The following is a 23,494-nucleotide window of genomic DNA, read 5'->3' as shown; positions in this document are numbered from 1 at the left end:
ATGCAAGGGCATGGCCTCATGCAGGCCAACGCGCGTGTCAATCGCGTCTGGGGTGATAAGCCTGGTGGCTTGGTCGTTGACTATCTCGGTATCGGAGCCGAATTAAAGGCGGCTCTTTCGAAATACACCCAGGGCGATCGCGACCAGGTGCGGATGGACGCCGACGAGGCTGCTCGGCAGACGCTTACAAATCTTGAAAGCTCCTTGGCATTCCTGGAAGGTGCACCGTGGCGTTCCTTCTTTGGGGCAAGTCCTGTTCAGCGCCTTACGCTTCTCAAGCAGTGCCTTGAGCACCTTCTGTCGACCCAGCACCGCGACGCCTTCATCGATGTCGCTTTGAAGCTTGAGGTCGCTTACGCGATTAGCGCCGGTGACGAGCGGGTCACGGCGAAGCGGAATGAGATCGCGTTGATCGCGGCCCTCCGGGCGAACCTGGTGAAGTATACCTCCGGTGGCGGCCGCAGTCGCATTTCGGTCGAGCGCGACATACGTCAACTCCTGTCGCGAGCGGTTATGGCTGATGGGATCCTCGACGTCTTCCAGTCTGCGGGACTAGACCAGCCCGACCTTTCAATCTTTTCCGAAGAATTCCTTGCCGAGGTACGCGGTAGCAAACAACAGAATCTGGCGATTGAGACCCTTCGCCGACTGCTTGCTGACGAAATTAGATCACATGCCCGAACGAATATCGTCCAATCGACAAAGCTGAGCGATCGCCTCGACGACACCCTTCGGCGATACCATAACCGCGCCGTCGACAGCGTGCAGGTCATCGAAGAGCTAATCGAACTCGCCCACGAAATTCGGGACAATGCAGCGCGCGCTCGGGAGTTAGGTCTCACTGAAGAGGAAATAGCATTCTACGAGGCACTGGCGGACAACGGATCAGCAAAGGAACTGATGGCCCACGAGACACTCCGAACCCTCGCGCAGTTGCTTGTTCACACCATACGGGCGTCAGCGACGATTGATTGGACGCGGAAAGAAGGCGTCCGGGCAAAAATGCGAATTGAGGTGCGAAAGCTGCTGGCTCGGTATGGTTATCCGCCCGATCTGCAGAAAGCAGCTGTGGATCTTGTCGTCAGACAGGCGGAGACAATCGCAGCCGACTGGGGGTAAACCATACGATGGCATCTTTCGGCCATTTTCGGCTCATCATGAGCAGTTAAACTAGACGGCTCTTCCGCCATTGCAGGTCAGCGGGCACTTCCGCTTCGTAGTCGGATATCACCCTTCCCAACAGGGGCCGGCCAGCGCGCAACGCTCGTGACAAAGCTGGCCGACCATTTCCCCGCCTCTGGTCTGCCCATCCATCATTGCCAACAATCCACACGCCCCCTATTTCGATCCCCATCGATCCTGATGAGGTTCCCACCCACTCGGCCATAGCCTCATCGACAGCAGAAGAGGGCGCTACCCAGCCCCGTCGGAGTATGTCCCAGTGTCCATCTCAGCCACCGCAGCGTCCGCCAACGCCGTTCCCGCCAATCCGCGTTCGCGCGTCATCCTGGCGAGCCTGATCGGCACCACCATCGAATTCTACGATTTTTATGTCTACGCCACGGCAGCGGTGCTGGTCTTCCCGCATCTCTTCTTCCCGGCGGGCAATGAGACGACAGCGCTTCTCGCCTCCTTTGCCGTGTTCGGCGCGGCGATGATCGCGCGGCCGCTTGGCGCCATCTTTTTTGGCCATCTCGGCGACAGGCGCGGCCGCAAGATCACGCTGGTCGGCGCGCTGCTCACCATGGGTGTCGCGACGTTCCTGATCGGCCTCTTGCCGACCTATCCGGTGGCCGGCTGGTTCGCGCCCGCGCTGCTGGTCCTGCTGCGGCTGGCGCAGGGCTTCGCGCTCGGCGGCGAATGGAGTGGTGCGGCCCTGGTGGCAACGGAGAACGCGCCGAGGGGCAAGCGCGCGATCTATGGCACGTTTCCGCAGCTTGGCGCGCCGATCGGGTTCATCATCGCCAACGGGCTGTTCCTGATCATCGCGGCCGCACTGCCTTCCGACGATCCGTCGCGGCCGTCGCTCGCCTTCCTGGCGTGGGGATGGCGCATCCCGTTCCTGTTCTCGATCGTCATGGTCGCCATCGGCCTGTGGGTGCGCCTCAGCCTCGTGGAAAGCGCTGCCTTCGAGAACGCGGTCCGGAAAGGCGAGGTCAAGAAGGTGCCGCTGGCGGCAGCGGTGAAGACGCACTGGCGGCAGCTGATCCTCGGCACGTTCTACATGCTGGCGACCTACGTGCTGTTCTACCTGATGACGACCTTCTCGCTGAGCTATGGCCGGGCTGCGCCCACTGGCGCGGTTCCGGGTCTCGGCTACGACTACACGACCTTCGTGCTGATGATGATCATCGGCGTGGTGTTCTTCGGCATCTTCACCCTGGTTTCCGGTCCGTGGGCGGAGCGTTGGGGACGGCGCAGGACACTGATCGCGATCACCCTCGGCATCATCGTCTTCGGCTTGCTCTGGGTTCCCATGCTGGCGGCCGGCACCGTCGGTGTCATGGCCTGGCTCATCATCGGCTTCACCCTCATGGGCATGACCTTCGGGCCGATGGGCGCCCTGCTGCCGGAACTGTTCCCGGCCAGCGTCCGCTATACGGGCTCGGGCATCTCCTACAATGTCTCCTCGATCCTTGGCGCCGCCGTCGCGCCATTCATAGCGGTGGCGCTGTGGCGCGTCGGCGGCGGCAGCCCGTTCTGGGTCGGCGTCTATCTCTCGGCGATGGCCGTGCTGACGCTGATCGCGCTGATGATCGGGCAGGAGACCAGGGATATCGACATCGACAGCTAGCGCTGTCGTTAAGGGGCCGATAGCGGTCGTGGGTAGCAATCAACCGCCCGCCACCGCCCTTACACTCTCCCGCTCGACCAGTGGGCATTCCAGCTTGGTGATGGGATAGCGCCCCTGCCCGGGCGCCGCCGGCGCCTCCAACTGTTCGATCGCCCATTGGCCCATCGCCATGTGCGGCAGGATCGAGGTGGTCAGCGGCGGGAACAGATGCCGGGCGATCTCCTCGTCGTCGTAGCCGACCACTGAAATGTCTTGCGGAATGTGCAGGCCGGCTTCCTTCAGCGCTTCGTAGCAGCCGATCGCGGTGCGGTCGTTCTGGCAGAAAATCGCCGTCGGGCGGTCCTTCAGCGCCAACAGCTTGACGGTCGCGGCATAGCCCGCACTGGCCGACCAGTCGCCCTCGACCACCAGCTCCGCGTCGAAGGGGATGTCGGCCGTGGCGAGCGCGCGTCGGTAGCCTTTCAGCCGGTCCTGCGCGGCCTGCATCCACGGCTCGCCGGTGATGGTGGCGATGCGGCGGTGGCCGTGGCTGATCATATGCCGGGTCGAGCTCTGGCCGCCGGCGATCTCGGAAGGCACCACGGCGGGAAAAGCGTAGTCGGCCGTATAGCAATTGAGCAGGATCACCGGAATGTCGAGGCTGTAGAGGAAGTCGGGCGCCGTGATCTCGCGGGTGAAGATGGTCATGTAGATCAGCGCCGAAATGCCCCGCCGGGTCAGCGCCTGGATGGCGCGCGGCTCCATCACGGCGTCGCCCATGGTCTGCGCCACCAGCAGCACATTGCCGGCATTCCACGAAGCCTGGCGTGCGCCTTCGATGGCGACCACCGCCTCCGGGCTGGTCGCCAGCTGGTCGACGGCAAAGCCGATCACCCCGTCGAGTCCATCAAAGGTGGGTCCATCAAAGGCGGCAACAGGCTTGCGCAGCGCCGAGAAGGCGGGCGCGCTGTAGCCCAGCGCTCTTGCGGCCTCGATCACCCGTTCGCGGGTCTGCTGCGACAGCCGGATGCCGGGCGAATTGTTGAGCACGAAGGAAACGGTCGCCTGCGAACAGCCGGCGGCCCTGGCGATGTCGGTCATGGTGACCCGCCCCTTGGGCTTTGCCGGCGCCTTGCGGCGCTTCGCGGTCTCGACGGCCGGATCCCTGGTCTCGCTCATTGCATCCGTGTCCCCAATCCCCGGCCTGTCTAGCGGCAGCCTGCCGGCCCGACAAGATGCCGCGGTGGCGTCGATTTATAGAAACCGTCGCTGAATTTATATCTATTAGCAGGCTGTTGATCCATCGGTCGAGCGGCTCCGGGTACTCAGAAAGGTAGGAATAGCAAGGATTGGACTGCCGCGCTGGCAAGCAAGCCATCGTCGGCAGATCGGTTGCGATGTCGCGCGGATCTGTCCAGGCGCGGGCGAATACTAATACTGTTTACTAATACAAAGATGCGCTGTAACGTCAATCCGTCGCGCCCAGCCCACTGGGTCCCGGGTGCGGCGGGAGTGCTCGTGAATGGTCCGATGGTGAGCGGATATTGCCTCCGCGAGCCTTGTAGCAGATATGTGATATGTCAGACAAATCGGACTATTTACGAATGAGGGATGAGTCTCTAAAGTCCGTGATCGTGGCTGGACGACGCCATTCTTTCAGTGCCGGGAACCCCTGAGGAGGAGGGGCGTCCAAGCCGCAAACGGCAAACTCAGATGAGCAAGGCAATTCTAGTGAGCAAGACCGGTCAGCCCGAAGGCTGGACCAAAACGGGAGGTTGAACATGAAGTCCTTGATACGCAATGCATCCGTGGCCGCCGCGGCCCTGGCTGTCGGCCTGACGGCGACAGCCATCGCGCGCGCCGACGACAAGCCGACGCTGGCTTTCGTCGTCAACGGCGCTTCCGATTTCTGGAAAGCGGCCGAAGCCGGCGTCAAGAAGGCGCAGGGCGAACTGCCCGACTATACGCTCGAGCTCAAATATCCGGAACAATCCTCGGTCGCCATCCAGCAGCGGCTGATGGACGATCTGGTGACGGCCGGCGTCAAGGGCATCATGGTCTCGGCGGTTGATCCGAAGACCTCGACCGATGGCCTGAACAAGATCGCCTCGGAAACAGCGCTGTTCACCACTGACAGTGACGCCCCGCAGACCAAGCGCGTCGCCTATATCGGCTCGTCCAATGTCGATGCCGGCAAGCAGGCGGCCGAAATCGCCAAGAAGGCGATGCCGAATGGCGGCAAGTGCCTCGGCTTCGTCGGCTTGCTCGGCGCCGACAATGCCAAGGAGCGCATCCAGGGCATGAAGGATGGCCTGGCCGGCACCAAGATCGAACTCGTCGACGTACGCGGCGACGATATCGACCAGGCGCGCGCCAAGAAGAACGTCGAGGACGCGCTGGTCGCCAGCCCCGACGTCACCTGCATGGTCGGCTTCTACTCCTACAACACGCCGCGCATCTATGAAGCGCTGCGCGATGCCGGCAAGCTCGGCTCGATCACGGTCGTCGGTTTCGATGACGATCCGATCACGCTGGGCGGCGTCAAGGAAGGCACCATTGCCGCCACCGTCGTGCAGCAGCCCTTCGAATGGGCCTATCAGGGCATGAAGCTGATGGCCGCATATCTCAAGGGCGACAAGTCGGGCATCCCGGCCGGCAACCTCATCATCATCCCGACCAAGATCATCGGCAAGGATGACGTCGACGCCTACGCCGCCAATCTGAAGGCGATGTCTGGAAACTAACATCGAAAGCAGTTCAGCCGGCTCAACTTTGCTTGAGCCGGCTGCGCGCATTGACGAAGACCGCTGGGATCGTCAGTCTACCGAGAGGTCGGCTCGCCAATCGCTGTCAGGCATGATGAATTATTCCGACACATCCATAGCCACGACCACACCGTTTCTCAGCCTTGAGAACGTGCGCAAGACCTATCCGGGTGTTGTCGCGCTCGATGGTTTTTCGATGGAGGTGAGACCGGGCGAGGTCATCGGCCTCGTCGGTGAGAACGGCGCCGGCAAGTCGACCTTGATGAAGATCCTTGGCGGCGTCACCACGCCGGACACCGGCACGATCACGGTCGACGGCACCGCCCACAAGGGCCTGAGCGTCGAAGGCAGCCTCGGATCCGGCATCGCCTTCGTCCACCAGGAACTCAATCTGTTCGACAATCTCGATGTCGCCGCCAACATCTTCTTCGGCCGCGAACCGTTGCGCGCCGGGCCGCTCAGGCTTGTCGACCGCACGAAGCTGCGGGAGATGGTGGCGCCGCTGTTGAAGCGGGTCGGCGCCAATTTCACTGCCGACGCGCAGGTTGCCGACCTGTCGCTCGCCCAGCAGCAGATGGTCGAGATCGCCAAGGCGCTGTCGATCAAGGCACGGCTGGTCATTCTCGACGAGCCGACATCCAGCCTGCCGCTCGCCGAGACCGACAAATTGCTCGACGTCATCAAGGCACTGAAGGCCGACGGCATCAGCGTCATCTTCATTTCGCACCGCCTGCACGAGGTCGAGCGCGTCGCCGACCGTGTCGTCGTGCTGCGCGACGGCATGCTGGCCGGCACACTGGGCAAGCGCGACATCGGCCACGACCAGATGGTCAARCTGATGATCGGCCGCATGCTGAAGGAGCGCGAAAAGGCCTCCGAGGCCGCGCGGGCGCCGGGCGCCACGGCACTCGCGGCCAAGGCCATCCGCACCCCCACCTATCCCAGCCGGCCGGTCGACCTTGACGTCAGGCGCGGCGAGATTCTCGGCCTTGCCGGCCTGGTCGGCTCCGGCCGCACCGAACTGGCGCGCGTGTTCTTCGGCATCGACGCCAGCCTTGGCGGCACGCTCGAGCTCGACGGCAAGCCGCTTGTGCTGGGCTCGGCCGCCGACGCCGTCGCGCACGGCATTTTCCTGGTGCCGGAAGACCGCAAGCTGACCGGCATCCTGCTCGATTTGTCGATCGCCCAGAACATTTCGCTGCCCAATTTGCCGGCGCATGCCAAGCGTTCGCTGGTGTCCGCAAGTGCGGAGACCGCCACCGCGGAAAAGCAGAAAAAAGATCTCGGCATCAAGGCGCCTTCGGTGCAGACACGCACCGGCACGCTGTCGGGCGGCAACCAGCAGAAGGTCGTGCTCGGCAAGTGGCTGGCCATGAACCCGAAAGTGATGATCCTCGACGAGCCGACGCGCGGCATCGATATCGGCGCCAAGGCGGAAATCTACGGGCTGATGCGTGCGCTGGCCGATGCTGGCGTCGCCGTGCTGATGATCTCAAGCGACATGGAAGAGGTGATCGGCGTGTCCGACCGCATCGCCGTCATGCATGAGGGCCAGATCTCGGGCATTCTCGACAAGGACCAGTTCAGCCAGGAAAACGTGCTGCTGCTGGCGGTGGGCAAGCAGCCGAAATAGTTTTTTGTTTTTGCCGCAGGTCTCGCGGAACCTGCTCAGGCAGGCATTGGGGAGAAGACGATGAGCAAGAAAGATCTCGGCCTGCTGATCCTGATCCTGGTGGTGGGCGCCATCGTCGCCATCATCAATCCGCGCTTCCTCTTGCCGATCAACCTCGCCAACACCTCGAACCTGATCGGCCTGTTCGGCATTCTGTCGATCGGCCAGGCCTTCGTCATCATCACCGGCGGCATCGAACTCTCGGTCGGCTCGGTGGTTGCGCTGCTGGGCACGCTGTTCATCGACTTCATCGCCGTGCGTGGTATGGGATGGCCGGTTGCCTTCGTGCTCATCCTGGTGCTCGGCGCCATCATCGGCCTGGYGCATGGCTGGCTGATCACGCGGCTSAARCTGCAGCCCTTCGTSGTSACGCTSTGCGGCCTGCTGATCTATCGCGGCGTGGCGCGCTTCTACACCGGCGACGGCACCGCCGGTTTTGCCTTCGGCCAGAATTTTCCGGACCTCGAATTCCTCACCGCCGGCCGCTCCTATGGCGTGCCCAACAGCTTCATAGCGTTGATCGTCATTGCCATCGTCATGTGGGTGGTGCTGCACCGCTCGGTGTTCGGCCGCTATCTCTATGCTATCGGCAAGAACGAGGAGGCGGCGAAATATTCCGGCATCCGCACGGGCCGCATCGTCATGGCAGCTTACGTCATCTGCGGCGTGCTGACCGCGCTGTCGGCGATCTATTTCGCCATGTACACGCGCTCGATCTCGCCGGCCAGCCACGGCCAGTTCTATGAGCTYTACGCCATTGCCGCRGCCGTGCTCGGCGGCTTCTCGCTGCGCGGCGGCGAGGGGTCACTGATCGGCGTTGTGCTGGGCACCGTGCTGCTGCAGGAACTGCAGAACCTSGTCAATCTGCTCGGCATCCCGTCCTCGCTCAACTTCGCGGTGATGGGCGGCGTCATCCTCATCGGCGTGCTGGTCGACCAGCAATGGGGCGTGTTCCGGGCACGGCGACTGATGATCGATGCGGCCCGCAAAAACGTCGCTGGAGCGCCAGCGGAATAACGCCTTGCCGCGGCGCAATTGCTTGTCCGCGCCTTGAGAATATTATAATAGCATAACCCGAATTGGTTCGGGGGCGGACGGGACATGCGCTGCGATTTGCGAGGCAAGGTAGCGCTGGTAACGGGGGCCGCGGGCGCCATAGGCAGTTCCATCACCAGACGCCTGTCCGACAATGGCGCCGCGGTCGTCGTTGCCGACATCAACGGCGAGGGCGCCGGCCAGGTCGCGGCCGGGCTAAGCAACGCCATGGCCTGCACCACCGACATCCGTGATCCTGCATCGGTCGACAGCACGGTCGCCGCGATCATGGAACGGCACGGCCGCCTCGATATCCTCATCAACAATGCCGGCGTCAACACGCTGGCGCACCGCGTCACATTGGATGAATTCCCTCCCGAGGAATGGGATCGCATCACCGGCATCGATCTCGACGGCCTCTACATCATGAGCCGCGCCGCACTTGGGCCCATGCTCGCCGCCGGCAAGGGCGGACGGATCGTCAACATCGCCTCGGTGGTCGGGCTTGCCGCCATGCGCCTGCAGAGCCCGTTCGTCGCCGCCAAGGCCGGCATCATCCATCTGACGCGATCGATGGCGATTGAACTCGGCGCCAAGGGCATCCTGACCAACGCTATTGCCCCGGGGTCGGTGATGACGGCGCTGACCGCCAAGTTGTTTTATGGCGAGGACGGCAAGTTCGCCGGCCGCACCCAGGAATTCTTGGCCCATGTGCCGCTCGGCCGGCCGGCTGAGCCGCAGGAAATCGCCGAGGCGGTGCTGTTCCTGGCCTCGCCGGCCGCCAGCTATGTCAATGGCCAGGTGCTGGCCGTCGATGGCGGCTGGACGGCGGGATACATGATGTGAGCGACGCCATGGAAATCGACCTCAACGGTGCCGCGGTGGCGCTAGATGGCGACAGCAACCCGGTCGCCGAAGCAGCGATCACGGCGTTGCAGGCCAATGGCGGGATTCTTGTCGAGGGCTCCGACGCACGCGCTGCCGATATCCTGCTGATGTCCTGTCCGTTGCGGCCGGGAAATGCGGCCGGAGATCCGAGATCCTTCTACGCCGATGCGCGCAAGATGGCGGTGGCCATGACAGAGCGCGGCAGCGGACGCATCGTCTTCCTGCTGTCGGCTACCGCCGGCATGCCGATGCGCCGCCACCCGCGCTTTTCCATGGAAAACGCCTCGATTCTCGCCGGCATGCGCACGCTGGCCATGGAGTTCGGCCCGAAGGTGCTGGTCAATGCCGTCGGCGTAGGGGCGGTCGAGGATGAGACCATGGTGTCAGGCGACAAGGCGATGCTCAGCCACACACCGGTCGGCCGCTCAGGCAACATCGAGGAAGCGGTTGCGGCCGTGCTGTTCTTCTGCGATCCACTCAACACCTACACGACGGGCCAGATGCTGGGCGTCGACGGTGGATGGATGGCAGGCTATGGGCGCAATTTCTGAACTGGTGAACATCCGATCGGGAGCACTCGAAGTCGGGCTGGTGCCGCAAATCGGCGGCTCCGTGAGTTCGCTGCGCTGGCGCGGCATCGATCTCATGCGCCAGCTCTCGGACGACGATCGCGAGGCCGGCAATGTGCTTGGCGTCGCCATGTTCCCGATGACGCCCTATGCCAACCGCATCACCGGAAACGCCTTCGACTTCGGGGGAAAAAGCTGGCTGGTGCAACCCAACAATCCACCCGAAAAATTCAACGTTCATGGCAGTGGTTGGCAACACGCCTGGATGGTCACCGAGGCCGCAACTGCCAACGCCACGCTGTCGCTGGACATTGCTGCCGGAGCCGAGCCCTATTCGTACCACGCGACGCAGACTTTCACGGTCTCCGATGAGGGGTTGCGTGTGACCATGACACTGACCAACACCGGGGCGGTTGCCATGCCGTTCGGTTTTGGCCTGCATCCCTGGTTCGATCGCGATCCCGACGTGACATTGCAGTTCAGGGCCAGGCGCTTCTACCTTGAAGAGCCCGATGGCATTGCGGGCGATCCGATCACGCTGCCACCCGAACTCGATTTTGCCGAGCACCGGCCTTTGCCGGGCGGCTGGCGCAACAATGACTATGGCGGGTGGGGCGGTGAAGCGACGCTCCGCTTTCCGGCACGCGGCGCGGGGCTGCGCATCAAGGGTGATGCGGGTTTCAAGCACCTGATGCTCTACGCCGATCCCACCAAGTCATATTTCTGCGTCGAGCCGCAGACCAACGCCTCGGGTGCGTTCAACCGGGGCCGATGGGACGATCCGGAAGAAGGCGTGATCGTGCTCGCCCCAGGCGAAAGTGCTGCCGGCACGGTCGCGTTCACGCCCTTCGCGCTCGGGACCTGAAGAAGCCGCGCCACGCGACCCTGTTGGGCTCGAAGGACAGCCCAGCGCTTCCGCGCAATGGCGAAAATTCTTGATCATGCGTTGGCTGGGCCGGTTGCTGGAAACTGTCCGCCACAACCGCTATGAAGTGGCGACGCGATAGGCAGGATACTGCTTTGCTGGATCGCGCCTCTTGGAGCAGGGTGATGATCGACAAGCCGCCGGCGGGCGAGAAGAAGCCGCGACGCCTTGGCGTCCGCGAGATCGCCAAGCGTGTCGGCGTGGCGCCGATGACGGTATCGCGCGCACTGTCCAATCCCGACATGGTCTCGCCGGAAACGCGCGCCAAGGTGCTGGAGGCCATCGAGCAGGCCGGCTTCGTGCCCAACCGGCTGGCCTCCAGCATGCGCGGCCACGGCCGCATGATCGGCACCGTGGTGCCGCCGCTGATCAATTCGGGCATCGCCGAACAGGTGCAAGGCATGTCCGACGAATGCCATGAGAGCGGCTATTCGATGCTTCTGGTGCAAGGCGAGTTCACGCAGGAAGCCGAGGAGAAATCGATTCGCAATTTGCTTGGCTGGCGCCCGGTCGGCATGATCCTGCAGAGTTTCGTGCAAAGCGAGACGGCGCGCGCGCTCCTGAAAAGCAGCGGCGCACCGGTGGTCGAAATCTCCGAAATCAAGGGCCGCAAGCCGATCGACATGGTGGTCGGCGTCTCCAATTTCGAGACCGCCTACGCCATGACCATGCATCTGGCGGCCAAGGGCTACAAGCGTATCGGCTTCGTCTCGACGCCGGTCCACGGCAATGACCGCTTGCAGCAGCGCCGCACCGGCTATCACGCCGCACTCACCGAACTCGGCATCAAGAACCATGCCGACATGGAGGTCGAGGTGCCGATCACCGCGCAGGGCGGCGCCGAGGCGCTGGTGACGCTGACCTCCCGCCATAGGGACATCGACGCCATCTTCTTTTCCAGCGATACGCTGGCCGTCGGCGCCGTGCAGGAGTGCCACCGTCGGCGCTGGGCGGTGCCGAGCAAGATCGCCATTGCCGGCTATGGCGATATGGATCTGGCAGCCCAGCTCTATCCGCCGCTGACCACGGTCAAGGTCAACCGCTACGAGATGGGCCGGCGCGCGGTGCGGCAATTGCTGGCAAGGCTAGGCGGCGACACCAAGGTGCCAACCATCACCAGCCTCGGTTTCGAGATCGTCGACCGCGAAAGCGCGTGATCAGCTTTTTCGCTTCGGTTTCGCCGTCTCTTCACGCCGGCCGAGGCGTTTCTCCCAGCCTTCGGCATGGACGTTGAGATAGGCATTGGGATCATAGGGATGATCCTTGATCGCATCGATGTTGAGGTCGATGCCGAGCCCTGGCGCGTCAGGCAGCGACAGATGGCCGTTCTTCGCATCGATCGTTGGGTGCCAGGTCACCAGCTCGCGTGTCCACGGGTCGTTGAAGGCGTCGAAATGTTCCTGGATGAGGAAGTTCGGCACTGCCGCCGCCAACTGCAGGCACACCGCCGTCGCCACCGGGCCGCCGCTCTGATGCGGGGCGATGTGGCTGCCATGCGCGAGCGCCAGATTGGCCACCTGCATCGACGGCGCAATGCCGCCGAGCGACATCGGCTCGGGTTGGAAGATGTTGACGCCGCCGCCCGCAGCCAGCGCGTAGAACTGGCCGACCGTGTCGTACATTTCGCCGGTCGCCACCGGGATCGGCGAGCGATGCGCCACTTCGTGCACGGTCTCCTGCCGGTCGCGCGAGGTCGGCTCCTCCCACCAGTAGATATCCAGATCGGCGAATTTCTGCGCCGCCTGCAGCGCCGCGATCTCGGTGAAGCGCGCATGCACGTCGATCAGGATCAGCGTGTCCTTCGGCAGCTTGTCGCGCAGCATCCGGCAGATCGCATAGGACAGGTCCAGCTCCTCGCGCGAAATGAAACCTTGCGCGGTGCCGAACGGGTCGAGCTTAAACGCCTTGAAGCCTTTGGCCAATACTGCCCTGGCGGCTTCGAGAAAGGCTTCGGGCGTACGCTCGGTGCGGTACCAGCCATTGGCGTAGCCGAGCACGCTGTCGCGCATTTGGCCGCCGAGCAGTTGGTGGATCGGCACGCCGAGGCTCTTGCCCAAAATGTCCCAGCAGGCGACCTCGGTCGCCGCGATCACCGTGCGGTGGATATGGCCGCCATCGAGCGAAACGCTGTCCAGCATGCGTTTTGCCAGCGCGTTGATGTGGCGCGGATCCTGGCCGATGGCGAGATGCTTGAGCTCATGCACGCCGGCTTCGGTGGTCTTGATGAAGCCGTTCAGCGTGCCTTCGCCGACACCGTGGATACCCTTGTCGGTGTGGACTTTGACGAACAGCCAGTTCTTCCAGCCGGCGCCGACGGCAAAGGTCTCGATCTCGGTGATCTTCATGCGGAACCCTAACTCAGCGCAGCGATCGTCGCGATGACGGCCTCGGTGGTCAGGCCGTATTTCGCTTGCAAGGTCGGCACCGCACCACACTCGATGTAACGGTCGGGCAGGCCGATGCGCGTCACTGTCTTCGCAATGCCGGCATCGAACAAGGTCTCGACGACGAGGCTCGCCAATCCACCGACCACGACATGGTTTTCCGCCGTGACAATACGGCCAACTGAGCCGGCAAACGCGGCCACCGCTTCGGCATCGAACGGCTTGATGGTCGGCACATGCAGCGCGCCGACGGAGATACCCTGTTTGCGCAAGGCGTCGGCCGCGTCCAGCGCCCGCTCGGTCATGAAGCCGGTAGAGATGATGCCGACATCCGAACCGTCGCGAAGGCGGCGCGCCTTGCCAATTTCGAAGATGTAGCCGGGTTCGAACACGACAGGCACGCTGCCGCGCAGCAGCCGCATGTAGACCGGTCCTCGATGCTCGGCGATCGCTGCCGTCGCGGCATCGATTTCGGTGGCATCACAGGGATCGATGATGGTCAGGCCGGGGATCATGCGCATCAGCGCCAGGTCCTCGATCGCCTGATGCGTGCCGCCATAGCCGGTCGTCAGGCCGGGCAGTCCGGCGACGATCTTGACGTCGAGGTTGGAGTGGGCAAGCGCGATGGCGACGAAATCATAGGCGCGCCGCGTCGCGAACACGCCGTAGGTGGTGGCGAACGGCACATTGCCGGTGCGCGCCAGGCCGGCGGCGACGGCGACGAGGTTCTGCTCGGCCATGCCGACATTGAAGAAGCGCTCGGGGAAAGCATCGCGGAACGGCAAGATGTCGGTGTATTTGCCGAGATCGGCGGTTAGCCCGACAATATCTGGCCGGCTTTGGCCGAGCCTTGCCAGCGCCTTGCCAAAGGGAGCCTCCACGCTTTGCCGTCCGCCGCCAATGGCTTCGTCCTGGCCCATGGCCAGCGTGCGACCGGCCTCCATTGCCGCGCCGCTCATTGGGCTGCTCCCACGGTCTTCTCGAATTCGGCGATGATGCCGTCCCATTGCGTCACGTCGATGCGGAAGAAGTGCGATTTCTCAGAGGTTTCGATACGCGGCACGCCCTTGCCGGGCAGTGTGCGCAGCACGATCGCCTTCGGCTTGCCGTTGCGGTCTCTTGCATCCGCCAATGCACTGATCACCGCTGTCATGTCGTTGCCGTCAATCTCCGCTGTCTGCCAACCGAAGGCGCGCCATTTGTCAGCCACCGGCTCCATGTCGAGCACCACGGGCCCGTCGGCCTGGATGCCGTTGCAGTCGATCAACGCCACCAGCCCGTCGAGCTTGAAATGGCTGGCCGACATCGCCGCTTCCCAGGTCGATCCCTCCTGCATTTCGCCGTCCGACAACTCGACGAAGACGCGTGCGTCGGATTTGTCGAGGCGCAGGCCCAGCGCCTGGCCGACGCCTTGCCCGAGGCCATGGCCGAGCGAACCGCCGATCATTTCGACGCCGGGCGTGGTGTCGAGCGTCGACATTTCCAGCCGGCTGTTGTCGGCGCCATAGGTGATGAGTTCCTCGACCGGGATGATGCCGGCTTCGGCCAGCGCCGCCCACAGCGCGATCGAATAGTGTCCGGTCGAGAGCAGGAAACGGTCGCGATCGGGCCACGCCAGATTGTGCGGGTCATAGCGCAACTCGTGGAAATAGAGTGCTGCCAGCGCATCGGCGATGCCGAGGCCCTGGCCGATATAGCCCTGGCCCTGACCGCGCGCCATGGTGAGCATATGGCGGCGCAACTGCGTTGCCTTGCGTTCGAGCGCGTCGATATCGGCACTGCCGGGTGGAGAATTTCGCAGCATCGGATCAGTCCTTGTCGAGCCCGCCCGACATGTTGAGCCGCTCGGCGGTCATGTATTTCGGCGCGTCGAGGCAGAGCCAGATGACGGCTTCGGCCACCTCGGAAATCTCGGCGCGGCGGCCGAGCGGGATGCGGCGCGTGCGCTCGTCGAGGAACGTTTGCAGATCGTTGCGGCCGTTGGCGCGGGCAAGATCGGCCTCGGTCGAGCGCTGCATCTCGGTGTCCATCATGCCGGGCGCCAGGCTGTTGACCAGCACGCCATAAGGCGCCAGCGCCACGGCGGCGGCGCGGGTGATGGAATCGACTCCGGCCTTGCTCGCCGTGTAGGCGGTGTAATCGGGCAGCGCCATGCGCGAGCCGGGCGAGGTGATGTTGATGATGCGACCCGAGCGCTGGTCGCGCATGACCCGTCCCGCCGCCTTGCAGGCCATGGCAAGCGCGGTGACATTGAGCGCCAAGGTGCGGGTCCAGGCCTTGAAGGTGGCGTCGAGAAACGGCTCGATCACGCCATAACCGGCATTGTTGACCAGGATGTCGATGCCGCCCCATCGCGCGACGACTTTTTCAACCGCCGCTTCCGGCGCGCCTTCCCCAGTGAAATCGCTGATGATGCTTTCGTTCTCCGCTCCGGTTTCGCCGATCTGCCTGGCAGTCTCGGCAAGCCCCTCGCCATTGATATCCGTCACCGCGACGACGCAGCCGCGCCGGGCCAACTGGATCGCCACCTCGCGGCCAAGGCCACCCGCGGCGCCGGTGACCAGGGCTCTCCTTGGTATGGTGTTTTGATTTTCGGCAGGCAAGCGAACACCCTCCCGGTGACCATCTTGACGGAATTGATACCGGTACCATAAATGGCTGTCAACGCCGATGTGCTATTGTCCCATCGACCGTGCGGTCCGCTGCAATGGGGAGAAAAAAGATGAAAGTCGTCGCGCTCGAAACGCTGCAACTGGCCGAGTTCCCGTTCCTGTTCTGGCTACGCGTCCACACCGATGCCGGCCTCATCGGCACCGGCGAGACATTTTGGGCGCCGGGGCCTGTTGCCGCCTACATCCACGACAATGTCGCGTCCTATCTCCTGGGCAAGGATCCGCGCGACATCGAGCTGCATGACCGCACGCTGGGCAGCGTCTATGTCGGCGCGCGGGATTCCGGCGCCGAGGTGCGTGGCAATTCCGCCGTCAACGTCGCGCTGTGGGATATCTATGGCCAGGCGCTCGGCGAGCCGGTCTGGCGGCTGCTTGGCGGGCGCACCCACAAGACCGTGCCGATCTACAACACCTGCGCCGGCTACAAACACGTGCGTGCCACCAAGAAGAACGCGCTGTTCGAGCGCGGCGAGGACTGGTCGCTCAAGCCTAGCGATTCCAACGAAGGCCCTTATGAGGACCTGCTCGCCTGGCGCTACAATGCCGGCGACCTTGCCAGAAGCCTGAAATCGGAAGGCATCGGCGCAATGAAGATATGGCCGTTCGACATCGCCGCCGAGGCGTCGAACGGCACCCGCATCTCGCTTGCCGATCTCGACAAGGCGCTGGAGCCGTTCCAGAAGATCCGCGACGCCGTCGGCCGCGACATGGAAATCATGGTCGAGCTGCACGGGCTATGGACCTTGCCACCGGTGCTGCGCATCGCCGAGGCGCTGAAAACCTACGACGTCGCCTGGCTGGAGGAGCCGATCCGCTACAACGAGCTCGACGCCATGGCCGAACTTGCCCGCCACACCTCGATCCCGATCGCTGCCAGCGAGCGGCTGGCCTCGCGGCAGATGTTCAAGCAGCTGATCGACAAGCGCGCGGCCAGCGTTATCATGATCGACCTCGCCTGGTGCGGCGGGCTCTCCGAGGCGCGCAAGATCGCCAACATGGCCGAGGCCAGCGAACTGCCGGTCACCTTGCACGACTGCACCGGGCCGATCGTCTATGCCGCCAGCTGCGCGCTGTCGGCCACCTTGCCGAACGTTAATTACCAGGAAGCGGTGCGGGCCTATTTCACCGGCTGGTACACCGAGATCGTTGCCGACATTCCGCCGGTCAAGGATGGCCATGTCGCGCCGCTCGAAGGGCCGGGCCTTGGCCTCAGCCTGCGGCCGGAGCTGTTTCATCGGCCCGACGCCACGGTGCGCATCACCAAAATCTAGCCTCTCGCGCTGCCCCTTTTCAGAGCCAGTAGACATTATGCTATTATAATCTATGATGTGCCGAAGCGAGCGGCCAACAAGCTCGCCGCCGGCGCTTTGCCGCCCGGCGTCAGACGCATTCAGGGAGGCTTTGGTGGCAATGTCTGTGGCGCGCACACGCGAGGAGTCCAGGGGTGCGCCAAACCTCCCCGACCGGAAGACCCTGCTCGATCTGTTCGAACGCATGGTGCTGTTGCGCCGCTTCGAAAGCACTGCCCAGATCGCGTGCCGCAAAGGCGAAACGCCAGGCTTCCTGCATCTCTATATCGGCGAGGAGGCAACCGGCGTCGGTGTCTGCGCGCATCTCAGGCCAACCGACTGGGTCACATCAACCCATCGCGGCCATGGCCACGCTTTGGCCAAGGGCGCCAATCCGGGCCGGGTGATGGCCGAACTGTTCGGCAAAGTTGAGGGCATTTGCGGCGGCCGCGGCGGCACCATGCATCTTTACGACCGCTCGGTCGGCCTGTTCGGCACCAACGGCATCGTCGCCGCCGGCATCGGCCATGCCGTCGGCATCGGCATGAGCGCCCGACAGCAGGGGCGGGACGATATCGGCGTCGCTTTCTTCGGCGACGGCGCCGCCAACCATGGCGGCTTCCACGAGGCGCTCAACTTCGCCGCCGTGCAGCGGGCGCCCGCAGTTTTCGTCTGCGAGAACAACCTCTACGCCACCGCTACCCCATTGAAATCCATCACGCTCAATCCCGAAATCGCCACCAAGGCCGCCTCCTACGGCATGCCTGGCGTTGCTGTCGACGGCAATGACGTGTTCGCCGTCTGGCTGGCGATGAAGGAGGCCACCGAGCACGCCCGTTCCGGCAAGGGGCCGACGCTGATCGAGGCCAAGACCTATCGCACGGTCGGCCACCACGAAGGCGATCCGGTCATCGGCACTTACCGCACGCAGGAAGAACTCGACGCCTGGATCAAGCGCGATCCGATCGACATGTTCCGCAAGAAGCTGATCGAGGACTACGGCATCGCCGATGCGGAAGCGCTCGCGGCAATAGAGACGCGGATCGAGAAGGTGGTCGAGGAGGCGCTGGCCTTCGCCCGCAACTCGCCCGAGCCCGATCCGGCAACGGTGCGCCTGCATGTGTTTGCCGATCCGATCAATCCGGCTGTAGCCATCCAGCCGCGCGCCGTCGGCGAGACGCGCACGCAAGGCTGGCTCGAGGCGGTGCGTGACGGCATCGCCGAGGAGATGCGCGCCAATCCGGCGATCCTCTATTTCGGCGAGGGCACCGGCGAACGCGGCGGCAGTTTTGCCCACACCAAAAATCTCTGGCAGGAATTCGGCGCCGATCGCATGGTCGACACGCCGATCTCCGAACAGGGTTTTACCGCTGCCGCCGTCGGCGCTTCGGCCACCGGCGCCCGCACCGTCTCGGACCTGATGTTCGCCGACTTTGCTTTCGAAACCGCCGGGCAGATCTTTTTACAGGCGGCCAAGCTGCGCTACATGACCAGCGGCCTGATGAGCGCGCCGATGGTGGTGCGCGTCGGCGCCGGCGCTTTGCGCTCCTCCGGCCCGCATCACAGCGGCATTTATCACCCGGTTTTTGCCCACATGCCGGGCCTCATCGTCTGCGTGCCTTCGACCCCGGCCGATGCCAAGGGGTTGATGAAGACGGCGCTGAGGGCTGGCGATCCGGTCATCATGCTGGAACCCAAGGCGCTGTTCGCCTCCAAGGGCGAGGTGCCGGTAGGCGAACACTATGTGCCGTTCGGCGTCGCCCGCATCGCGCGGGCCGGCTCCGACATCACCATCGTTGCCGCCGGCCAGATGGTGCAGCGCGCGCTGGAGGCTGCCGAGACGCTGGCGGCCGAAGGCGTCGAAGCAGAGGTGATCGACCCACGCACCATCATGCCGCTCGACATCGACTCGATTGTCGCCAGCGTCAGGAAAACCCATCGCTTGCTCGTCGTCGATGAGGCCTGGGCGATGTGCGGCCTTGGCGGTGAGATCGCGCAAGCCATCAACGAGCTCGCCTTCGACGAACTCGACGCGCCCCCTGGCAGGCTGCACACGGSGCCAACCTCGCATCCCTTCGCGCCGGTGCTGGAGCGCGCCATGCTGGTCGACACCGCCCGCATTGTCCAGGGCGTGCGCGATGTCATTGCCGGCAAGCCGCCGGTGCCGGATCACTGGTACACGGTCGGCCTGAAAAGTGCTGCGCCGGCTAACCCTGCGCCTGTTGCCGCCAAGCCGCAGCCCGTCGCGCCAGCGGTTGCCGCTCCCGGTGACGACGAGCCGATAACAATGCCGTTTGGCGATCTCACCGTCAGCGAAGGCACCGTCATCAAATGGCTGAAGGCGGTCGGCGATGCGGTCAGGGAAGGCGAACTGATCGCCGAGATCGAGACCGACAAGGCCGTTGTCGAAATCGAAGCGCCCATCAGCGGAACACTCAGCGCCATCGATCAGCCGGTTGGCGCCGTGGTGCCGATGGGCGGCCGCATCGGCGGCATCAAGAAATAACCATCCGTACCCATCAAATTCGAAGGGCAAGCATGAAGATCCTGTGCGCCAACTGGCAAGCCGCCGACGAGGCCGAACTCGAGCGCGAGCATTATCCCGATATCGATTTCGTCCTCGCCCGCTCGACCAACGACAAGGCCGCGACGCTGGATCCGGCCGTCTGCGAAACGGTCGACGCCGTCATCAACTATTCGCCCACGCACAATGTCGCCGCCGCTCCGACCGCGTTCCCCGGGGCGAGGATCGCGGTGCGCTCCGGCGTCGGCTTCGACAACATCGACACATCAGGCTGGGGCATGCGCAAGATACCGGCCTGCAACGTACCGGACTATGGCACGACCGAAGTGGCCGACCACGCCATCGGCCTGATGCTGGCGCTGACGCGAGGCACCTCAGCCTATGGCGCCGAGCTTTCCGGCCATGGCGCCGAAGGTTGGCATTTTTCGAAAGCGCCGTTGGTGCGCAGGCACAAAGGCGCCACCTTCGGCATAGTCGGGCTCGGCCGCATCGGGCTTGCCACCGCACGTCGTGCCGCTGCCTTCGACATGAAGGTGGTGTTCTACGATCCGCATCTGCTGTCCGGTGTCGACCTGTCGACCGGCTATGAGCGGGTCCATTCGCTGGGCGAACTGATGGGGCGGGCGGATGTCGTCAGTGTCCACACGCCGCTGAGCGAGGAAACCCGCAAGCTGCTCGGCGCCGCCGCCTTCGCCGCGGCCAAGCCTGGTCTCGTGCTGATCAACACCGCGCGCGGTCCGATCGTCGATCTCGACGCGCTGGAAACCGCCATGCGCGAGGGCACAGTCGCCGGCGCCGGATTGGACGTGCTGCCGAACGAACCCGGCGATCTCGATCATCCGCTGCTGGCGGCATGGCGCCGCCGCGAGCCATGGATCGCCAATCGCCTGATCGTCACCCCGCACGCCGCCTTCTACAGCCCGGCATCGATGCGCGACCTCCGGCTGAAATCGATCGAGGTGGTGCATGCCTATCTCGTCGATGGACGGCTGACCAACTGCGTCAATTCAGAGTATCTGAAATGAATGCTGCCGTTGCACGGACAAGGCGTCTTGCGGTTTCGCCCTATGCGCGCCGTTTGGCGCGAGAACGCGCGCTGCCGCTTGAAACGCTTCGCGGCAGCGGCCCAGGCGGGCGCATCCTGGCCGCCGATGTGCAGGCCTTCGTTCCGGTTGTCGCGCCGGTCATTGCGTCTGATGTCGTCGCCCCTGCGGCGGCGCCTTCCCCGGCCGCTCCCCGGATCGCCGCCTTTGCGACGTCCGTTGCTCTTGGCGCGCTGCAAGACCTGTTGGCGGCGCTTGAGAACTTGGGAAATGTATTCGCTATCGACGACGTGCTGCTGCGCGCTGCTGGTCGAGCATTTGCCGAGATATCGGACGCCGCCAAGGGCGGCGACGCTTCCGTGGCGCTGGAGCTGGCGGGCCGGCAAACCGTGTTCGCAGTGATCTCCGAAATGTCCCTGACGTCGCTGCGCGCAATGCGGCTTGCGGCATTGGCCGACAGTCGTGATGAAACGGAAACCCCGGCGGACCTGTCGCTGCGGCTGCTGCCGGCGAGCGACGTCCGGCCGATGATGATGCCGCTCCTTGCCGGCCGCTCCATGCGCCTCACCGTCTCGCTCGACGCGGCGGGCGACCACGCCGAATGCCTGCTGACGGTGGATGCGGCAAGCCTCGACGAGGCAATCGCTGCCGCTTGGCTCGGGGCCCTGAAATCGGCGATCGAACACCCACTTCGGCTCTTTGTCTGAGGCGGTTGATCGTCAACAGCCTTGCCTAGCCTCGGGCGCAGGAAGCTATTATAAAAGCTTCGACACAGGCGTGACGAGGCACATGGACCATCCCACCATCGACAGTCTTCCCAAGCGTACACTCGGCCGCGCCAACGGCCCGCTTTATCGCCAGCTCGCCGATCTTCTGCGCGAGCCGATCGGCAACGGCACCTTCCCCGTCGGCGGCGAGTTGCCGAAGGAAGCGACCATTGCCGAACATTTCGGCGTCAGCCTGATCACCGTGCGCCAGGCGCTGCGTGACCTCGAGGCCGACGGCTTGATCCGGAAGCGCTCGGCCAAGCCGGCCGTGGTCGCGGCGCGCAGCCCCTCGGTCAATCTGAGCTGGAAGTTCAAGAACTTCGCCGACATGGCGGCCTTCACCAAGGACGCTGAACTGACGGTGAAATCCTATCGCAAGGAGGTTTCGCCCGTGCTCCAGCGCCATTTCGGCATGGGCAAGGACGAGGCGGGCTATTGTCTGCGCAGCGTCCTGTCGATCGGCGAACAGCGCAAGGCGCAGATCACCACCTATTTCCCGCCCGACATCGGCGCGCGCCTGAAGCGGGAAGACTTTTCCGACGTGCTGATCTTCCGTTCGGTGCAAAAACATCTCGGCCTGCGGCTCGACGTGGCGCATGTCACGGTGCGCGCCGAAATCGCCGACGAGGCGGTTGCCGCCGACCTCGGCATCACGCTCGGCAGTCCGGTGCTGACGGTGGAGATGCTCTACCAGTCGGCGGACCAGCGCAGCATCGAATTCTCCGTTGCCCGCCACCCCGCCGATATTTTCAGCATCACCTACGACGCGCCCAACGACCTGTCCTGAACCCGGTCGGCGACATTGGCGTCCGCCGATTTCCTGGTCTCGGTCATGGACAGCCTTATAAAATTATAATAGCATCATAGCTAAGATGAAGGCTGCGCGGAGGACCACGATTGAACGTGGATGCGAAGCCTCATCCGACGCTTAGCATTTGCCTGGTGCATGTCACCCAGGATGCGCAGCGGTTCTGGGACAACGGCATGCACAAGAACAAAGTCTGTCCATAAGGGGTGTGCCTCGAAGGTACTCGATAGACGGCGGCGTCCGCGCTGCCGACACCAACACGGGAGGAGGAAATCATGAAAGCAGGCGTATTTTTCGCCGGCCTTGCGGTGATTGCGACGACGTTCCTGTCGGTCGAAACCGCGCCGGCCAATGCACAGGACAAGAAGCCCTACACCATTTATCTCTCAAACAATTTCGTCGGCAATGATTGGCGCCAGCAGATGCTGCGCAGTGCCGATATCGCGGTCAAGAAGCCGCCGCTTGCCGGTCGCGTCGACCTCAAGGTCGAGGTGGTCGAGACGACGGTCCAGGCGCAGATCAATTCCCTCAACAACATCATTCGCAACAAGCCCGACGCCATCGTCATCGACGCGGGCTCCGGCGAAGCCCTCAACCCGACGATTGAGAAGGCCTGCAAGGCCGGCATCGTGGTCATCGCCTTCGATCAGATCGTCAGCGCGCCCTGCGCCTACACGATGGAGTCCGATTGGGGCCGGGCGCCGCGCGTCGAGGCCGAGTGGCTGGTCAAGAAGCTCGGCGGCAAAGGCAAGATCCTCGTTGACCGTGGGCTTGCCGGCGCTCCAATCTCCGCCCAGCTGCAGGGTGGGTTCGAGGAAGTCATCAAGAAATACCCAGGCATTGAAGTGGTCGGCTATTTCAATGGTGACTATGCGCTGGGGCCGGAACAGGCTGGCGTCGCCAGCTTGCTGGCGGCGCACCCGCAAGTCGACGCGATCTTCGTCCAGGGCTACGGCGCCGGAGCGATCAAGGCGCTGCAGGATGCCGGGCGTCCGATCGTTCCCATCACGGGCAGCCCTTTCAACCTGACGACGACGACCTGTGCCCAGACCCAGGGCGCCCAGTGCATCCTTGCACCCAACCCGGCCTATCTGTCGGCCGAGGCCTTGAAACTTGCGGTCGAGATACTCGACGGCAAGAAGCCGGCGGAGAAGAAGATCCTGCTGCGCAATGCCTTCCTCACCACCGATCCGGTCCCGTCGGAATTGTATCCCGATGCGACCATGCAGAAGATAGAGGTTGGCAAGAATGCCTTTCCGGACATGGCACCGGGACTGTTTCTTCCGGTCAGCCCGGATTGGGTTGAAATCACCCCGGCCGAGGCCGCCGGCTCGAAATGACGATGCCTTCCGACGGCGACGAAATGGTCGCTCCAGGCCT

Annotated in this window: 20 protein-coding genes; 15 read left to right on the top strand and 5 right to left on the bottom strand. The window is 63.8% G+C overall.

The features are described from left to right. Both AC1DX0_RS03070 and AC1DX0_RS03065 read left to right on the top strand, forming a co-directional pair. The coding region (locus tag AC1DX0_RS03070) for a DUF3387 domain-containing protein (protein WP_477354240.1) at positions 1 to 1,119 on the top strand (1,119 nt) is incomplete at its 5' end. A 328-nt stretch (positions 1,120 to 1,447) separates the two neighbouring features. Next, a complete protein-coding gene (locus AC1DX0_RS03065) occupies positions 1,448 to 2,794 on the top strand; it encodes an MFS transporter (RefSeq protein ID WP_477219104.1) in 1,347 nt (448 codons plus the stop codon). 39 nt (positions 2,795 to 2,833) lie between these two features. Here AC1DX0_RS03065 and AC1DX0_RS03060 read toward each other — a convergent pair whose 3' ends face one another. Then, on the bottom strand, positions 2,834 to 3,952 hold the full coding sequence (locus AC1DX0_RS03060; protein ID WP_477218721.1) for a LacI family DNA-binding transcriptional regulator: 1,119 nt from the start codon (positions 3,950 to 3,952) through the stop codon (positions 2,834 to 2,836). Positions 3,953 to 4,554: 602 nt separating this feature from the next. Between AC1DX0_RS03060 and AC1DX0_RS03055 the strand changes: the two genes are divergently transcribed. The 7 genes from AC1DX0_RS03055 (at position 4,555) to AC1DX0_RS03025 (ending at position 11,784) form a co-directional block, all read left to right on the top strand. After that, positions 4,555 to 5,517: a sugar-binding protein gene (locus tag AC1DX0_RS03055; protein ID WP_477218720.1), complete on the top strand. Its 963-nt coding sequence runs from the start codon at positions 4,555 to 4,557 to the stop codon at positions 5,515 to 5,517. A 115-nt stretch (positions 5,518 to 5,632) separates the two neighbouring features. After that, positions 5,633 to 7,171: a sugar ABC transporter ATP-binding protein gene (locus AC1DX0_RS03050; RefSeq protein WP_477219103.1), complete on the top strand. Its 1,539-nt coding sequence runs from the start codon at positions 5,633 to 5,635 to the stop codon at positions 7,169 to 7,171. A 60-nt stretch (positions 7,172 to 7,231) separates the two neighbouring features. Then, entirely contained in the window at positions 7,232 to 8,227 is a 996-nt protein-coding gene (locus AC1DX0_RS03045; protein ID WP_477354237.1) for an ABC transporter permease, read from the top strand. A gap of 84 nt (positions 8,228 to 8,311) precedes the next feature. After that, entirely contained in the window at positions 8,312 to 9,091 is a 780-nt protein-coding gene (locus tag AC1DX0_RS03040; protein ID WP_477218719.1) for an SDR family NAD(P)-dependent oxidoreductase, read from the top strand. Beyond that, a complete protein-coding gene (locus AC1DX0_RS03035) occupies positions 9,088 to 9,684 on the top strand; it encodes an SDR family oxidoreductase (protein ID WP_477218718.1) in 597 nt (198 codons plus the stop codon). Before AC1DX0_RS03040 ends, AC1DX0_RS03035 begins: the two co-directional genes overlap by 4 nt. Then, complete coding sequence (locus tag AC1DX0_RS03030; protein ID WP_477218717.1) at positions 9,668 to 10,567, top strand: aldose 1-epimerase; 900 nt, start codon at positions 9,668 to 9,670, stop codon at positions 10,565 to 10,567. The genes AC1DX0_RS03035 and AC1DX0_RS03030 overlap by 17 nt, the downstream gene beginning before the upstream one ends. Positions 10,568 to 10,752: 185 nt before the next feature. Beyond that, positions 10,753 to 11,784 (top strand): substrate-binding domain-containing protein, encoded by a 1,032-nt coding sequence (locus AC1DX0_RS03025; RefSeq protein ID WP_477218716.1) that lies wholly within the window; start codon positions 10,753 to 10,755, stop codon positions 11,782 to 11,784. Here the strand turns inward: AC1DX0_RS03025 and AC1DX0_RS03020 are convergent, their stop codons facing one another. The 4 genes from AC1DX0_RS03020 to AC1DX0_RS03005 are packed head-to-tail and all read right to left on the bottom strand — an operon-like array spanning position 11,785 to position 15,614. Next, positions 11,785 to 12,972 carry a mandelate racemase/muconate lactonizing enzyme family protein gene (locus AC1DX0_RS03020; RefSeq protein WP_477218715.1) on the bottom strand — a complete coding sequence of 396 codons (1,188 nt, stop codon included), beginning with the start codon at positions 12,970 to 12,972 and terminating at the stop codon, positions 11,785 to 11,787. An 8-nt stretch (positions 12,973 to 12,980) separates the two neighbouring features. Beyond that, entirely contained in the window at positions 12,981 to 13,970 is a 990-nt protein-coding gene (locus AC1DX0_RS03015; protein WP_477218714.1) for a transketolase family protein, read from the bottom strand. Then, entirely contained in the window at positions 13,967 to 14,815 is an 849-nt protein-coding gene (locus AC1DX0_RS03010; protein ID WP_477218713.1) for a transketolase, read from the bottom strand. Before AC1DX0_RS03010 ends, AC1DX0_RS03015 begins: the two co-directional genes overlap by 4 nt. A gap of 4 nt (positions 14,816 to 14,819) precedes the next feature. Next, positions 14,820 to 15,614 (bottom strand): SDR family NAD(P)-dependent oxidoreductase, encoded by a 795-nt coding sequence (locus AC1DX0_RS03005; RefSeq protein WP_477218712.1) that lies wholly within the window; start codon positions 15,612 to 15,614, stop codon positions 14,820 to 14,822. 119 nt (positions 15,615 to 15,733) lie between these two features. Here AC1DX0_RS03005 and AC1DX0_RS03000 point away from each other — a divergent pair, with 119 nt between their 5' ends. From AC1DX0_RS03000 to AC1DX0_RS02975, 6 genes are all read left to right on the top strand, one after another. Next, positions 15,734 to 16,954, top strand: coding sequence for a mandelate racemase/muconate lactonizing enzyme family protein (locus AC1DX0_RS03000; protein WP_477218711.1), 1,221 nt, complete (start codon positions 15,734 to 15,736; stop codon positions 16,952 to 16,954). A 139-nt stretch (positions 16,955 to 17,093) separates the two neighbouring features. Continuing rightward, on the top strand, positions 17,094 to 19,478 hold the full coding sequence (locus AC1DX0_RS02995; protein ID WP_477354243.1) for a thiamine pyrophosphate-dependent enzyme: 2,385 nt from the start codon (positions 17,094 to 17,096) through the stop codon (positions 19,476 to 19,478). Positions 19,479 to 19,510: 32 nt separating this feature from the next. Next, the gene (locus AC1DX0_RS02990; protein ID WP_477218710.1) at positions 19,511 to 20,521 is read left to right on the top strand and encodes a C-terminal binding protein; all 1,011 of its coding nucleotides are present in this window, start codon (positions 19,511 to 19,513) and stop codon (positions 20,519 to 20,521) included. Continuing rightward, a complete protein-coding gene (locus tag AC1DX0_RS02985; protein ID WP_477218709.1) occupies positions 20,518 to 21,246 on the top strand; it encodes an E3 binding domain-containing protein in 729 nt (242 codons plus the stop codon). Before AC1DX0_RS02990 ends, AC1DX0_RS02985 begins: the two co-directional genes overlap by 4 nt. An 82-nt stretch (positions 21,247 to 21,328) precedes the next feature. Next, a complete protein-coding gene (locus tag AC1DX0_RS02980; protein WP_027040744.1) occupies positions 21,329 to 22,093 on the top strand; it encodes a GntR family transcriptional regulator in 765 nt (254 codons plus the stop codon). Between the two features lie 296 nt (positions 22,094 to 22,389). After that, positions 22,390 to 23,454, top strand: a complete 1,065-nt coding sequence (locus tag AC1DX0_RS02975) for a sugar ABC transporter substrate-binding protein (protein ID WP_477218708.1) — start codon at positions 22,390 to 22,392, stop codon at positions 23,452 to 23,454. Positions 23,455 to 23,494 lie beyond the last annotated feature (40 nt).

It is taken from the genome of Mesorhizobium sp. P3_A9, from assembly GCF_056402975.1.
This window is presented reverse-complemented; position numbering and strand designations above follow the sequence as displayed.